Consider the following 15880-nt stretch of genomic DNA (forward strand, 5'->3'; position numbering starts at 1 on the left):
CTATTTATGTCTACTTATTAACACATCTATGACCTCGTCTAGTTCAATCTCCTTGGCTTCTAGCAGCACTAAATAATGGTACATTAAGTCGGCGGCTTCTCCCAAAAACAAGTCTTTGTTGTCGTCTTTGGCCTCTATCACTAGTTCTACAGCCTCCTCTCCTACTTTCTGAGCCACTTTATTAATGCCTTTGGCAAACAAACTACTTGTATAAGATTTCTCAGAAGGATTCAATCTTCTGTCATGAAGCGTTTTCCTCAAATGCTCAAGAAAGCCAACTTTACCTACATTTTCTTCTTGCCAGCAAGTGTCATCACCTGTATGACAAGTAGGACCATCTGGCGAAGCTTTGATAAGAATGGTATCTTCATCACAATCTATCGCTACAGATTTTAAATGGAGGAAGTTTTTAGAGCTTTCCCCCTTTGTCCACAACCTTTTTTTGCTCCTACTGAAAAAAGTAGCTTTTTTTTCGGCCAATGTTTTTTCGTAGGCCTCCTCATTCATATAACCAAGCATGAGTACTTTTAGTGTATGAATATCCTGAACCACAGCAGGTAAGAGACCATCAGAACTTTTAGAGAAATCGGGTTTTCTTGTCATATCGTTATCTTTGAGTCACAAAAGTACGTTTGCTGAAAGAGAAAAGAAGAAAAATATTGTAAAAATGTCTTGACAAATAAAAACCTTCACTTATCTTTGCACCTCAATTACAAGCAAAAGTAGCTCAGTTGGTAGAGCGTAACCTTGCCAAGGTTAAGGTCGCGGGTTCGAGACCCGTCTTTTGCTCGAAAAACAAAGCTCCCATATTATGGGGGTTTTTTTTTCAAAGGACACAGTCCGCCGGGGTGGTGGAACTGGTAGACACGCAGGACTTAAAATCCTGTGAGCCGAAACGCTCGTACGGGTTCGACCCCCGTCCCCGGTACTCAAAAGCTCTCAAGTTTCACTTGAGGGCTTTTTTTGTGCCAAAAATCTGAATTTGGGGAGAAAAAAAGATCAAGAACAAAATCTGGGGGACGAATTCTCTAAGCATAAATTTGACAAAGCCTAAAAAAGAAGAAATCAATAAGCTAGAACTTAAAGCTTTTTGCGTTTCAAACCCTCAAGCTTCTCAGCTTAACAAAACTCTTATAGCTATTAACATTTTGAATTGAGTTAGAAACTTTACTTTCAAAAGACTTATTCGAAATTCCTTTTGTCTTCACAAAAAGGTAAAACCCAAAAGACTTCAACTTGACCAGAAAGAAGCCAATCAACCTGTTGTTCAGTTTTTATTCAGTGCCTAAACTTCATTTATCTCAGAATAAATAGCACTTTTGATGCTGCTCACCTTTTAATACCAATTATAAAAAAGAAAGAAAAACTTCATAGTAAAGATGTAAATAGGTACATCAATCTTAAAACGGGAGGGCTTACCCTCTCTTTTTTTTATTAAAATAAATGATTTCAAAAAAGAGATATCAGATGTTAGCCCTAGTTTTTGGAACGGTAGTGATTAACTACCTCGACAGAACTAATATTTCAGTGGCGGCCTCCGCAATGTCAGACTCCCTAGAACTAAGCAAAGTTCAGATGGGTCTAATATTTTCTGCCTTCGGCTGGACTTATGTAACCCTTCAGATTCCAGGTGGTATTTTGGTAGACAAAGTACGCCCAAGGCTACTCTATAGTGTTATGCTTTTTTTATGGTCTATTGTTACCATTTTACAATCCGTAGTAAGTTCTTTTGCGGCATTAATAGGTTTAAGAGCCGCCATTGGAGTTTTTGAGGCTCCTTCATACCCTTGTAATAATTCCATAGTAAGCAGCTGGTTTCCTGAAAGCGAAAGAGCATCCGCCATTGCTATTTATACCTCCGGTCAATACATCGGCCTTGCGTTCCTTTACCCAGTTCTTGCTACCATCCAAGCGTATTACGGGTGGAGAGGCTTATTTGTCATTTCAGGAGCCATTGGGATAGTTTGGGCCATAGTTTGGTACATTCTTTACCGCGACCCAGACAAACACAAAAGCATCAGTAAAGAAGAATTAAATTTAATAAAAGAAGGTGGAGCCATAAACAGAAAACACAAAAGTGAACCATGGAAATGGTCGGATTTAGGAAAAGCTTTTCAGTATAGAAAGCTATGGGGCTTATACATCACGCAGTTCTGCATGACTTCGGTTACCATTTTCTTCTTAACTTGGTTTCCGACCTATTTGGTTGAATTCAGGGGTTTAGACTTTATCAAATCAGGATTCTTGGCATCTATACCCTTTCTAGCCGCGTTTTGTGGTATACTCTTATCAGGCTTTACCTCTGATTTCCTTATAAAAAAGGGTTTGAGCAATGAGCTGGCTAGAAAAACGCCAGTCCTTATTGGCCTGTTGCTGTCCATGTGTATCATTGGAGCCAATTATACTGATAGCACCACCTTAATCATTGTTTTTCTTACTATTACTTTCTTTGGTAACGGTCTCTCGTCTATCACTTGGGTATTTGTCTCTCTCATAGCTCCCAAAGACCAGATAGGCCTAGTGGGCGGTGTATTTAACCTCATCGGAGGTTTATCTGCCATCGTAATTCCTATTGCCATCGGTTATTTTGTAGACGGCGGCGACTTTGCTCCTGCACTGGCCTTAATTTCTGGATTATGTATTTTAGGCTTTGCCTCCCTACTGTTTGTAGTAGGAAAAGTAAAGCGAATAGAAGATTAAACTTTATTTAAACGCAATGAAAATCACTCAAGTTATATGTATCCCAACAAATATTGGCGGTAGAAGCTCACTCATTATAAAAGTAATGACTGACGCTGGAATATACGGTTGGGGAACCTCTGGTTTAACCGGAAGAGAATATGCTGTCATGGGTGCCATTAAGCACTTTGAAGCTGCTATACTTGGGAAAAACCCATTTAATATTGGAGCTATATGGCAAGACCTTTATCGTGGCCAATACTTTGAAGGTGGTCGCGTACTTACAGCTGCTATTTCAGCCATTGATATAGCCCTTTACGACATCAAAGGAAAGGCACTTGGTGTACCTGTTTATGAGCTATTAGGAGGAAAGCAACGAGATTACGTGGATTGCTTTGCATCCTTGAAGTTTACCACAAAAGAAGATTTAATAAACCAAGCCAACACGCTTATCAAAGAAGGTTGGGACGTACTAAGGCTAGCTCCTGCAGAATTTGAAACTGAAGGAGATGGTTCTGTCTTTGAACCAAGAGAATCTATCAGTACCATAGCCGCATGGTTAATTGAATTAAGAAAAGAGGTAGGCAGCACCATCACTATTGGGATAGACTATCACCACCGACTCTCGCCTGTAGAAACCGTTTCATTCATGAATAGAATGCCAAAAGGAACATTGGATTTTATAGAGGAACCTATTAGGGATGAATCGCCTGAGGCATACGAAAACTTACGTAAAATGATAGACATTCCTTTTGCTATTGGCGAAGAGTTTGCCAGCAAATGGCAATTTCAACCTTATATAGAAAGAGGAATTACACAATACGCCAGAATTGATGTTTGTAATGTGGGTGGTTTGACGGAGTCAATGAAAGTAGCTGCCATGGCAGAAACCCATTATATTGACTTGATGCCACATAATCCACTAGGACCAATATGTACAGCCGCCACCATTCATTTAGCTGCGGCTTGCCCAAATTTTGCATTCTTAGAAGAAATTCATACCCCCGTAGCCAACCCAGGTTTTGATGACCCAAGTTTTTACCCTGTACAACCTAAATTAGAAGGTAAACGGTACGCAGTACCTAACACTCCTGGCTTAGGTGTAGAGTTCAATGAAGAGTTAGCTTTGAGTTCGGAATTTGTCATGATGGATATTCCAAGACTAAAGAAAAGGGATGGTTCATATACCAATTGGTAAACCAAGCTCCCATGTATTAACGTCGCATTTATTTAGAAATAATGCGACGCTTTTTTATGAATTAGAAGCTATTGCCAAGAGCTATTAATACCACGCCAGTTATCATAGCTGCTAATCCCATATACAAATATCGCTTAGCAACTCCACTAGCAGATTGCCACTCGCCAGTGATAAGGCCGCTAAACATAGCCACTCCCACACTTACCGCGTTATAAATAGCGTAACCTACTGTTCCTCCTATTTTACCTAATAAATAAGCGGAATAAGCAAAGGCAACACCAGCCACAAAATTCAATACCGCCATAATGGAAGCAAGGCCAATATTTTTCCCTAAAGCCGCTGTACTAAATTTAGCCCAAAGACTCTTCTTACTTAACTGTATCACAAAATAAGGAATCACGAATAAGGCTCCCGACAAATATATTATTAGCATTATTATTACTGAGGCTACCCATGAGGCGTTCCCCTGTGCTTCGCTTGCCAGGCTTATAGCTTCTCCTCCAACGGCATTGGCATAACTAAAACCGGTAGCTAGCAAACCACCAATTATCGCTATTAAAATCCCGGTAAACATGCTTTTCTTTTCCGAAAGCCCTTCTTTTTCACGAAGCATTCCTGCCTTTCCATTAAAAATAACACCAAACAAAACAACCACAATGCCTGCAAGAATAGTCAAGAACACGTTGTTTTCTGGCAATCCATTTACCGCAAACGGAATTAAGGAACCCACCAAAATCACCGTACCAATGAAAATAGAAAACCCTAAAGAAAGGCCTACATAGTTAATAGCTTTGCCCCACATCATCACACCAACTCCCCAAAGGATTCCGCCTATAGCCATTCCCCATAGTACCTTAAGTGGTAGAGATGTAACAATTTCTCCGAGTCCATCCACAAAAACAAAAGCAGCCAAAGGAGGGACTATTAGCATGTTTATGGCAAAGAAAAGACCCCAGGTATTTTCAAATTCAAAATCCTTCGTAAATTTTTCAGGCAGAGCATACAGGCCTAACGTAAGACCAGCAAAAAGAGCAAATAAAATTCCAGTTAACATATTTTTATAGGTTAGGGTTGTTGTTCATTTTCAAAAAGAGAATTTGTAAACAGTTTCACTTAGGTATTTTTCTCCTACCCTGGTAATAGTTCCAGGTAGTTTATCATCGTTTACGCCATTCGGACATCGACCCGTTTCACAGCAAAAAGCTCTCAGACTACCATACTGTAAACCATTTTCTCTTTTAAGCTCGTTCGATGTGAAGAATCCAGTATATAGCAACATACCAGGTTCTGTACTCAGAACTTCAAGTTTCCGACCAGATAACTCGTCCTCAAATAAGGCCACTGACTTCAAGGTGTCACCTGCCTCATCAAAAATATAGTATTGAAGGATTCCTGTCTCCACTTTGTCAAAGGCCTCTGATAAGGGCGTGAGACTTTTAAAGTCACCCGGTGTATTTGACACATTAAAAACTGGACCTATGGGAGCAAAGTCTGCATCAGTTTCAAGAGCTTTAGAAGCATTAACCTGTGCTTTGTGTTTATGAATGGTTTCTTTAAAACCGTTCAAATTAAAATAACTGTGATTTGTTAGTGAAATAGGCGTGTCAATATCCGACAAACCTTCATATTCTATTGACAAGGCATTATCGTCGCTAAGTGTAAAAGTCACTTTAACATTGAGATTTCCTGGAAAACCGTTTTCTCCATCTGGGCTAAATATTGACATTTCTAGTTTGTCAGCCAATACGTTTGCCTTCCAAACTTTTTTATCAAATGCATTCGGTCCACCGTGAAGCTGGTCAAGGCCAGCATTTGGGGTAAGCTTATACTCTTTACCATTCAGAGAAAAGCTTGAATCTTTAATAATGGAAGCTACCCTACCTACAGTACAACCGAAATAAGGGGCATTATCTCTATATGCTTCCCCAAAATAACCATCTAAGCTATCAAACCCTGCCACCAACTCATCCCTGCCTCCATCGGTAGGAACAGTAATAGAAGTAATGGTGGCTCCAAAATTGGATATTTTGACTTCCATATCGTTTGCATTTCTCAAACTATACAGATGTACCTCTTGATTGTTACAAATACCAAAAACAGAATGCTGTATCATGTATTTCTCTTAATTAAAGATTTCTATGTTAAATGAGCCAAATGCACTTCTTTCCAAACCACTGATGTTATTTAATTTTCAGTATTAATATAGAATCGTCCTCTTCATACCATGGCGACTTTATACCATCTCCTTGCTTCTTATTATAAGTGTGTTCATCACTGTACTCGCCAGTAATGGTATTGAAAAACTGATAGGTAAAGGTTCCTTCTACGTGTTTAAGAACTGGCCAAAGTTTGATATGAAAATTTTCTTTTGGGAAGTAATACAAGAATGTTTTTCCATCATGGCTTTTTAAGCAATAGCCACTAGAATTAGCTTTGGGCTGCGGTGAGAAATCCTTAAAATCATACTTTTCGAAAAAGCTATTTAAGTTTTTATAATAGTCAAATTTAGGCTTAATAAAAGCCGAAGGTTGTTCAAATGGGTTATGAATAACCACATTCCAGGAGGTTCCCTGCCAATAGTACGTAGAATACACTCCCGCAAATAAACACATATAATTTCTGCGAAGGCAGACTTCAGGGCTAATGTACGCTCCTGTAAAAACAACGTAAGGCGACTCCTCGTAACCTCCATGCTCTATATTAAAGACGGGTTTGTTTGAAAACCGCTCATTCATGTTTAGCATAGAATTGTAAAGGGTGCCTGTCCAGTTTTGACTTGATATAAAATCTACCTTGTCCGGATTTCTTGAACAAAAACCATAATCATGCACAGAAAGAATTCTATCGTATTTATCAATTTTTCTTAGTCTCTCTATTCGCTCTAAAATATACTCTTCAGACGCCCTTCCATAAAAAAGAGCCTCCTTAGATATATCCCATACCATATTAGGATACGCTTGATATCGTTTTACTACATAATCAAAATAGCGATTATCGGCATCTGTGTTCATGTCAGGCCAATTCACGGCTTTGTTCCAAACATAAATCATCAAATGACTTGTAATTTCCTTATCGTGTAGAGAAGCAATTACCCTATCAAGATGTTTAAAGAACTCAACATTTAGCTTTTCAAAATCAGGTTCTTCATTATTTCCTAAAAATGGAAACATGTCCATTTTACCACCATATTCATGCTCTGGGTGCTTTTGGAGCAATACGTCTTTTTCCCAAACCACATCATGAGCATATACATTCATCACAACCTGATTTAAACCATTCTCTTTTATGGTGTTTAATAGTTGCTCTGTTTTCTTAAGCTCTTTTTGATTATAGTCTAGTGCAAATAGCCAATCGCACTCAAAAGCTAAATTAAAATAATGCGTTCCATCTTCGTAAAAGAAGCGTTTCTTGTTACTCGAGTTTAAAACTATGGCCCCATGACGGTCATCCTTCTTATTCTCCGTTACCCCTATTGTCCCTTTAGCATCGTTTTTTACGCTCCAGTCTCCTAAAACTTGATAACTATAAATACCCGTTTCTGCTGAAGAGAACCTTAGAATCCACTCGTTTCCTCCATTATAAAACAAAGGCAAGGTTTGACTTTTAGTATTGCCAGCTACATAGGCTTCAATGTTCAAATCAAAAGGATTACTACCCTTTGGAAAATCAATTTCAAAAGCAACATCTTTCACCTCCCATTGCTGAATGCTTGATTGGCCAGAAGCGTAAAAGGATTGAAATAAAAGGAAGAAAACAATTAGATTTTTCATGGTTTAGGACTAAATGTCTTTTTATAATTTTTCAAAAGGAGTGAGCTTCTCCCAAACAAACTCCACGCCTATTCCAGCCGTATCTGGAGCTATTGCTCTGTGATTTTCTACCACTAATGGCCTTTGCGTATACTCATCTATAGGAAAACTATGAACTTCTAGCCATCCACTATTAGACTGAGCAGAAACAAGGCTCACATGTAGCTCTTGCATTCCATGCGAACAAACAGGAATGTTATGTTTTCGTGAAAGTTCGGCAGCCGCTAGCCAACCACTTACACCTCCACAGTTAGAAGCATCCGGCTGAATGAATGAAAGGTTTGATTGTTCAAAAGCATATTCAAACTCGTGAATAGTATGTAGGTTTTCACCCATAGCTAAGGCCATGCCTGTGGCTTCTCCTATTTCAGCGTAACCTTTATAATTATCTGGAATAGTTGGCTCTTCAAACCACAAAATATCATACTTCTTAAAGGCATTAGCCGCTTTGATAGCTTCAGGCACAGTCATAGAATAATTGGCATCTACCATAAAAGTTACATCAGGCCCTATCAAGTCCCTAACCGCTTTTATTCGTTCTAAATCTTCATCAAGATTCTCACGCCCTATCTTAATTTTCACGGCATTAAAGCCATTGGCTAAATAGCCCTTTATGTTATTCAAAAGCTTTTCTAAAGGAAACATCAAATCAATACCTCCACAGTAAGCCCTACAGGAGTTACCAGTTCCTCCCGCCATTTTCCATAAAGGTTGATCAGCTTTTTTGCAACGAATATCCCATAAAGCGATATCAACCGCAGAAATAGCAAAAGAGGCTATTCCGCCACGACCAACATAATGAATATGCCATTCTAAAAAATCGTAGATAGCAGCTATATCATCGCCATCTTTCCCAATAAGAGCGTTTTGAAAGTCGTGCTCAATCATGGCCTTTATAGCATGACCGCCCTTACCTCCAGTGTATGTATAACCCGTTCCCACACTTCCATCTTCTAATGTGATGGTGCAAGTCACTAATTCAAAATGAAAATGGTCTCCGTGTTTTGCATCTGAAAGCACCTCGGGCAGAGGCACTTCAAACAAACGAGTCTCGATATTTTTAATTAAAGAAGCCACTGTCTATTAATATTTTACGTAAAAAGTTTTCTTTTCTAAATATTGCTCAAAGCCATACTTTCCATCTTCACCACCAGTTCCGCTCATTTTTAGTCCATTATGAAAACCTTGATGCTGTTCTCCGTGGCCACGGTTAATGTATATCTCACCAAACTCTAGTTCGTCCTGCAGCTGCATTATTTTTTTTAGGTCTTGCGTGAAAACCATGGCAGCCAAACCAAATTCGCTATCATTGGCATAGCCCACCACCTCATCAAAATCCTTAAATTTTATTACAGGTAATACTGGCCCGAAGGTCTCCTCATGGACAATTTTCATGGATTGACTCACATCTTCTAAAATAGTTGGCTCAAACCAAAAACCCTTTTCAAACGCCTTACCTACTGGTTTTTTACCTCCGTATGAAACAATAGCACCAGCTTTAATGCTTTCTTCAACAATATCTTCTAGTTGTTTTACACCAGCTGCATTCATTTTAGGGCCTATATCTGTCCCATCGTGCATAGGGTCGCCAAGTTTTAATTCTTTCACCTTGGCCATAAATATTTCCATGAACGCATCGTAGATTTCTTCATGAACATACATGCGTTCGTTACAGGTACATATTTGACCACAATTGTCAAATCGAGAATGCAAAGCCCCAGCCGCTGCCAAGTCCAAGTCAGCATCTTCAAAAACAATGCATGGTGCCTTTCCCCCTAACTCAAGCTGTACGTGAGCTAAATTATTTGCCGCAGAACGGAAAATTGCCTGACCTGTAGGAGTACTACCGGTCATTGTCACCATTTTAGTCATTGGACTTTCTACTAAATACTTGCCCACTTCTACGCCACCAGTCACCATATTAAGTAAACCAGGAGGAATTCCTACTTTATTGGCTATATCACAAAGTGCCAATGTAGCCAGCGGAGCATCAGGAGTTGGCTTAAGCACTACAGCATTACCAGCCACCAAAGCCGGCCCCAGTTTTCTTGCCGCCAAGGCTAAGGGAAAATTCCAAGCAGTTATGGCTACTACCACTCCTCTAGGAACCTTTTTTATCCAAATTTGCTCATCCGGATTGTCCGATGGCATTATGTCACCTTCTATTTGACGAGCCCAGTCACAAGCATACTCTATAAATGTTGACGTAGCTTCCACTTCGCCATACGCCCAAGAGATTAATTTGCCTTGCTCCTTAACCAAAAGCTTTGCCAAGAAATCCTTATTCTCCCTAATTTCTTGAGCAAATGCCCTCATCAATTCAGCCCTTTTTCTCGCCGGCCATTTTTTCCAAAGTTTTTGAGCATTAGTAGCTGCTTGAAGTGCCTTTTCGGCATCATCTACACCAGCTACATTTACAGTACCCACAACAGACTCGTCGCTTGGGCTAAGAATACTTTCCGTACGTTCCGAGCTTGATTGCTCCCAAACCCCATTAATGAAAAGCTTAAAATTCAGTTCTTTTTCCATCTTTATTCTTTATCTATTTTTTTGGGAAACCCACCGTCGATATTTTATCTGTTTTGCTTTCTACTTGATTCCCCTGCCCATTATATTCTGGAAAAAACATAAAGTAATTCCCATATGTATATTTTTGATTATTCTGATTCCGCTCTTCACCCATCCTTTTCATCTCGGCATCCGCTAACTTTTGGTCACCAATCAAAAACAAGTAATCATTAGCCGAAACCACTTTTCCAGTACCATCTTTTAAGCTCAGTTTTACATTAAAAGAATCCTGCACATTCCCTAAAACAGATTCTTCAATAGCGAAAAAGCGTTTAGAACTGTTCTTTTCAACCAAAGGAACTTTTTGTGACTTGCTTGCTAGAACCTGCCCTTCTTGATTCAATATTTCGTACGTGGCAGTGAGATTCTTAAACTCCTTATACAAATCGTTTACTATCCATAGCTCCCCCTTAAAGGTCTCTTCGTTTTTCCATCTTCTTTTGGTAAAATTCAAATTCACTAATAATGGTTGATAGGCCCTTTTTACATAATCGAATGACCTTTTGGGTGTTTGATAATTATCAACTATTCCCCATTTCATATCAGGCCAATACGTCATAAAGTGACATATAGCAATACCGCTAGTCTTGGGTTTATTTCTTCTAAAATGTTCAATCGTTAATTGGAAAACTGTACCCTGAGCATCTTGTGTAGCATCTACAAACTCTTCTAAAGAACCTGTTCTGGTATCGCCAAAGGTGTCAAAATTCTGCATTCTTAAATGGTCCAAATCAGCCCAATGATGACCCCAACTTAGACCTGGAGGCCACATTTCATTTTCTGGTATAAACTTCTTCAGGCTTTCTACATTTGGAACTGAAGTAACTGCCAACTCAGGAACAATAGGATAATCCATAGACTTAATCCAATCTTCCATGAGCCATCTCCCCATTCCATAAAAATATGCCAAAGCATGAACTGCTTCTTTTGGCTTGAAACCTGCCTCCAATGATGGCTCGTCTGTAAGAGGAGAATCAGGAACAAAGGGAAGGTCAACGTTTTCTTGAAGCTTCGCTCCTAACCTTTCAAGCATTCTTCTAGTAGCTTTTGGGTCAGTAGCTCTCAACATCATCTCTTCACCGCCTTCCATCATTATTAATGACGGGTTATTTCTTCTTGCTTTAACTACGTCAACAGCCTCGTCAATTATCCTATCCACAAAAGCATCTTCTTGCGGAAAGTTTCCCGTTCCTAGGGGGACAATATCCTGCCAAACAGAAATACCAGCCTCGTTGCACAATTCATAAAAAAGTGGAATCTCTGGAGGATGCCATCCAAAAATTCTGATGTTGTTCATATTGGCTTCCTTCGCCAAAGCAATCAACTTCCTATATTTATCCTCCGTAGTTCTGCCGACGAATATATCTGGTGGACCTCCCCAGCAAGCCGAACGAATAAAAATTGGTTTCCCATTTAAAACCGTGGTCCTTGGAAAACTTACTTCATCTTTAGTAAAACCGGGGTTCCACTCCATTTCTACCTTTCTTAGACCAAAGGTAGTTTCGTTAAAATCAAGTGTTTTTTCACCTTCTTTTAAGCTTACCTTAGATAGGTAAAGGTTTGGTTTACCCATGTCCCAAGTCCACCAAAGCTGCGGATTTGAAACAGGAATTGTTCGTGTGATTTTATTTAAGCCTGGTTTTAGTACAAACTCAAAAACAGTATTAATGACATCACCTTCAAAATTCTTACCTTCAATAGAAGAGCTAATCGTGATTTTTTTATCCTCATCTCCTGTATTTTCAACTTCCATTTCTAAAGAAACAGATGCTTTATTCTCATTTTCTACAAGTGGTTTTAGGTAAACATCTTTCAGTCTACTCTTCCCTGTATAAACCAAGCTAACATTTCCTGTAATCCCAAAAGGTGTTAAATCACGCCAATAATCCCCAAACCAAGGCGTTTTCCTTCCTGCCACTAAAGAATTAACCGCTGGCGGAGGAGCAAGGCGTATCATCAATAAATTAGAACTACCTAATCTATCTTTAGCAACACGAACCGCTTCGTTTATATCAAAAGAGAAAGGAGAAAACGCTCCTTCATGATGCCCTAAAAAAACACCATTTAACCAAACGTCACAAGCAAAGTCAACACCCTCAAAGTCTAAACGTACTAGCCTATCTTCAATGGCATCCGTCATATTAAATTGATAGGCATACCACCACTCATACTGCTGAACCCACTGGGCTTTTACGCTATTCCGTCCAAAGTATGGGTCTTCCAATGCTCCTACTTTCCATAAGTCTGTATATACATCTCCTGGAACCTTAGCAGAATTCCAAAAATTAGTTTCCAAATCAGTAGGAGGAAGCTGATGCAAACCCGCCTTTACGCCTTCTCCAGGCAGCATCATTTTCATCTTCCATTTGTAACCACCTAGATCTCTGGTGTGCTGGCTATTGTCTTTTAAAGACTTTTCCAAACCTGGCTGAGCCAAAACAGAAAAACTATAAACGAACAATAATAAAGTAAGAACCTTGAATCTCATGATTTGCTAGTTTAATTACCTACCCATCCAGCCCCCATCAACCAACATAATGGATCCACTCATATAGGAAGCTGCTTCTGAGCAAAGGAATACTGTTGGCCCTGCAAAGTCTTCAGGTTGCCCCCACCTACCAGCTGGAATTCTACTCAAAATAGAAGTAGAACGGTCAGCATCTTTTCTTAATGCTTCTGTGTTATCTGTGCTGATATATCCAGGGGCAATTGCGTTAACATTGACTCCTTTGGAGGCCCACTCATTTGCAAACGCCATGGTTAATTGACCAATAGCTCCTTTGGATGCCGCATAACCTGGCACTGTAATTCCACCTTGGAAAGTTAAAAGTGACGCCGTGAAAACTATTTTACCAGAACCACGACTAACCATTTCTTTTCCTATTTCTCTGGTCAATATAAACTGAGCATTTTGGTTTACTTCTACCACTTTATCCCACATCTCATCAGGGTGCTCTGCCGCAGGAGTTCGCAAGATTGTTCCCGCATTGTTTATCAAAATATCAATGACTGGGTTGTCAGACTTAACCTCTTTAATAAAAGCGTACAATGAATTCCTGTCTGAGAAATCACATGTATATGCCTTGAAAGACTTTCCTGTAGCCTTTACAGCGTTTTCCACTGCACTACCCGTTTTTTCAAGTGATGCACTTACCCCTATAATATCGGCACCAGCTTCTGCAAGAGCTATTGCCATTGCTTTCCCGATACCTCTTTTACAGCCCGTAACTAATGCTACCTTTCCGTCTAATTTGAATTTATCAATTATGCTCATATCTATTTTTTTGATTATGCCTGGCAATCCAAAAGCACTTTCATTCCGTTTGGGTTTAAATCATTTTGTTCAAAAGCTTTTTGAATATTACTTAAAGGCTGTACATCTGTAATGAGCTCTTCAAAAGGCAGTTCATTAATTGTTACTAGATCAATAGCTTTTTCGTAATCTTCTGGCTCATAAACTCTAGCCCCTATTAGTTTTAATTCTTTCCAGAAAAAGTTAAAAAGGTTCACGTTTTTCGGTTGACCATGGATAGCTACCATTACAATCCTCCCCCTTATTCCGGCTATTTCTGTCATTATATCAAGAGCAGGCTGAACACCAGCCACTTCAAAAACAACATCGGCTAACTTTTCTTCTGTTTTGCTTTCTACGTAAGATTTAAGGTCTGTTTCAACTGGGCTAACCACATCAAAACCCCAACTTTTAGCCATAGCTATTCTCACTGGATTAACTTCTGAAATAATCACCTGAGCCCCTTGACTTTTAGCGACGAATGCCACTAGCATTCCAATAGGACCTCCACCTAAAACCACCGCTGTTTCTCCTGCTTTAAGCCCAGAAAGGCGAACATCATGACAAGCCACGGCTAAGGGCTCAATTAAAGCCGCCAATTTCAAGTCCGTGTCAGACTTTAGTTTGTGAACAGTAAAATCAAAAATATTCCAATACTGCTGCATTGCCCCTGGACTATCAATACCAATAAACTTTAAGTCTCTACAGATATGGCTTATACCTTTATCTGATGGTTTTTCGGCTCTATTGTCAAGTGGTCGTACCACTACTTTATCTCCAACTTCAAAACCAAGTACTCCTTCGCCTAAAGCAGAAATCTCTCCTGACATTTCGTGCCCAATAGTTTGAGGCATTGCCACTCTTTTATCCATCATACCATGATAAATATGAACATCTGTACCACAGATTCCACAGTATGCTACTTTAATTTGTACCTCTCCAGCATTTGGAGGCGTAATCTCTTCTTCAGAGACGGTGAAGGTTTTATTTCCTTCATATTTTGTAATAAGCATGATAATTCTATTGATAAATTATTTCAAATTTCCTTTTTCGCCCACTGCTTTATGCTCCCTGATCTTACGAGATTGAAAACGCATAATACTCTGGTAATTTCCAGAATTGTAGATATGAGATAAACCCCAATCCATTATTTGAACAGGATCTTCTTCTGAAGTCAACTCCCTGTTTAAGCCAATGGCATGAGGAGCTCCTTTGATAGAAGCCATGATGTTAAAATTAATCCCATCTGGAGACCATTGTATTGTATTTTTTTCTGGGCCATCGGTGGTTATTAATGAAGCGATACCCCCATTATATGGCCATACACATATTTCATGTCCACTATTACTAATCGGATTAAACGAAGATTTTACGTAAGGACCTTTAGGGTTATCTGCTATAGCTACACCGTGACGAATCTGTCTGCCACCCCAGGTAATTTCCTCACCCATCTGCTCTCCTTTATAGTATAAGTAAAACTTACCCTTATAAGGTAAAATACAAGGGTCGTGAACTTTGTGGCTATCAAAATCACCTTTCTTTTCCACGCTAAACCTGTTTTGCTCTTCCCCTTTCCAAACTCCGTTATCCGCCGGACTTAGAATAGGTTCTGCACTTTTTGTCCATGGGCCGTTAGGCGAATCTGACCAAGCCAAACCAACTTGATTTTTTACTCTAACTACATAAGGTGATTTAACAGTCTGGTAACATAAATAATAAACACCTTCGTGTTCCATTATTTCAGTGGTAAATACACTTCTGTCGTCATAAGAACCTTTTTCCCCACGCTGAACAGCAACACCTTCTTCTTTCCACGTCCAACCATCTTTAGAAGTGGCATACCAAATATCACATCTGTCCCAAGGAAACACTTTCTCATTTTCAATATCCCCTCCAAAACCCTGGGTAGGGCCAGTACTACGAGAATACCAAACATAGTATGTATCTTCTATTTTTAAAACAGCACTCGGGTCTCTTCTCACTACTCCTTCTTCGTAGGCTAAGTCTCCCTTTAAAGGTTGTAAGCCTTGAAAATCTAGGAACCACTCGTTCCCTAGGTCTTGTGGCCATGCTAAAGCTCGTTTTGAGGCGGCACTCAGGTTAGCAGCATCAGTAATGCCAAGCTTATCTAATTGGTTTTCGGAAATTGTGGGCTCGGTCTCTTGACAAGACAGTAAAGAGATTGAGAAAGTTATAAGAACGAGGCTTAAAACTTTCTTGAATAGATGAAAGGAAAAATTATTCATTATTTAAATCGAAATAGTTTTTGTAACAATAAATGTTTGAGAAAAAAATAACGGCGTCTATAAAAAATACTACTTATTGTATTGATTA

Annotated in this window: 12 protein-coding genes and 2 tRNA genes; 4 read left to right on the forward strand and 10 right to left on the reverse strand. The window is 39.3% G+C overall.

Annotation, left to right across the window (positions count from 1 at the left end; all coding sequences use genetic code 11):
- On the reverse strand, nt 1-603 hold the full coding sequence (hisIE, locus tag AADJ06_RS10040) for a bifunctional phosphoribosyl-AMP cyclohydrolase/phosphoribosyl-ATP diphosphatase HisIE (RefSeq protein ID WP_341226310.1): 603 nt from the start codon (nt 601-603) through the stop codon (nt 1-3).
- 113 nt (nt 604-716) lie between these two features.
- On the opposite strand from hisIE, the gene AADJ06_RS10045 reads away from it, so the two are divergent.
- The 4 genes from AADJ06_RS10045 to AADJ06_RS10060 all read left to right on the forward strand — a co-directional run bounded on the left by AADJ06_RS10045 (nt 717) and on the right by AADJ06_RS10060 (nt 3877).
- Nucleotides 717-789 (forward strand) — tRNA-Gly (locus tag AADJ06_RS10045).
- Between the two features lie 53 nt (nt 790-842).
- Nucleotides 843-928 (forward strand) — tRNA-Leu (locus AADJ06_RS10050).
- Nucleotides 929-1467: 539 nt separating this feature from the next.
- Complete coding sequence (locus AADJ06_RS10055; RefSeq protein WP_341226311.1) at nt 1468-2700, forward strand: MFS transporter; 1233 nt, start codon at nt 1468-1470, stop codon at nt 2698-2700.
- Between the two features lie 16 nt (nt 2701-2716).
- Nucleotides 2717-3877, forward strand: coding sequence for a mandelate racemase/muconate lactonizing enzyme family protein (locus AADJ06_RS10060; RefSeq protein WP_341226312.1), 1161 nt, complete (start codon nt 2717-2719; stop codon nt 3875-3877).
- Nucleotides 3878-3938: 61 nt separating this feature from the next.
- Here the strand turns inward: AADJ06_RS10060 and AADJ06_RS10065 are convergent, their stop codons facing one another.
- From AADJ06_RS10065 to AADJ06_RS10105, 9 genes are all read right to left on the reverse strand, one after another.
- Nucleotides 3939-4931 carry an L-rhamnose/proton symporter RhaT gene (locus tag AADJ06_RS10065; RefSeq protein ID WP_341226313.1) on the reverse strand — a complete coding sequence of 331 codons (993 nt, stop codon included), beginning with the start codon at nt 4929-4931 and terminating at the stop codon, nt 3939-3941.
- Nucleotides 4932-4961: 30 nt separating this feature from the next.
- On the reverse strand, nt 4962-5990 hold the full coding sequence (locus AADJ06_RS10070) for an aldose epimerase family protein (protein ID WP_341226314.1): 1029 nt from the start codon (nt 5988-5990) through the stop codon (nt 4962-4964).
- A 67-nt stretch (nt 5991-6057) separates the two neighbouring features.
- A complete protein-coding gene (locus AADJ06_RS10075) occupies nt 6058-7647 on the reverse strand; it encodes a DUF4038 domain-containing protein (RefSeq protein WP_341226315.1) in 1590 nt (529 codons plus the stop codon).
- Nucleotides 7648-7668: 21 nt separating this feature from the next.
- The gene (locus AADJ06_RS10080; protein WP_341226316.1) at nt 7669-8763 is read right to left on the reverse strand and encodes a mandelate racemase/muconate lactonizing enzyme family protein; all 1095 of its coding nucleotides are present in this window, start codon (nt 8761-8763) and stop codon (nt 7669-7671) included.
- A gap of 6 nt (nt 8764-8769) precedes the next feature.
- Nucleotides 8770-10215 (reverse strand): aldehyde dehydrogenase, encoded by a 1446-nt coding sequence (aldA, locus tag AADJ06_RS10085; protein WP_341226317.1) that lies wholly within the window; start codon nt 10213-10215, stop codon nt 8770-8772.
- A gap of 13 nt (nt 10216-10228) precedes the next feature.
- Nucleotides 10229-12742: a sugar-binding domain-containing protein gene (locus tag AADJ06_RS10090; protein ID WP_341226318.1), complete on the reverse strand. Its 2514-nt coding sequence runs from the start codon at nt 12740-12742 to the stop codon at nt 10229-10231.
- 15 nt (nt 12743-12757) lie between these two features.
- Nucleotides 12758-13522, reverse strand: a complete 765-nt coding sequence (locus AADJ06_RS10095) for an SDR family NAD(P)-dependent oxidoreductase (protein WP_341226764.1) — start codon at nt 13520-13522, stop codon at nt 12758-12760.
- 20 nt (nt 13523-13542) lie between these two features.
- Nucleotides 13543-14559, reverse strand: a complete 1017-nt coding sequence (locus AADJ06_RS10100) for an alcohol dehydrogenase catalytic domain-containing protein (RefSeq protein ID WP_341226319.1) — start codon at nt 14557-14559, stop codon at nt 13543-13545.
- Between the two features lie 18 nt (nt 14560-14577).
- Entirely contained in the window at nt 14578-15792 is a 1215-nt protein-coding gene (locus AADJ06_RS10105; protein ID WP_341226320.1) for a family 43 glycosylhydrolase, read from the reverse strand.
- Between the last annotated feature and the right edge of the window lie 88 nt (nt 15793-15880).

The sequence above is a fragment of the uncultured Arcticibacterium sp. genome, from assembly GCF_964021845.1.
Lineage (GTDB): Bacteria > Bacteroidota > Bacteroidia > Cytophagales > Spirosomataceae > Arcticibacterium.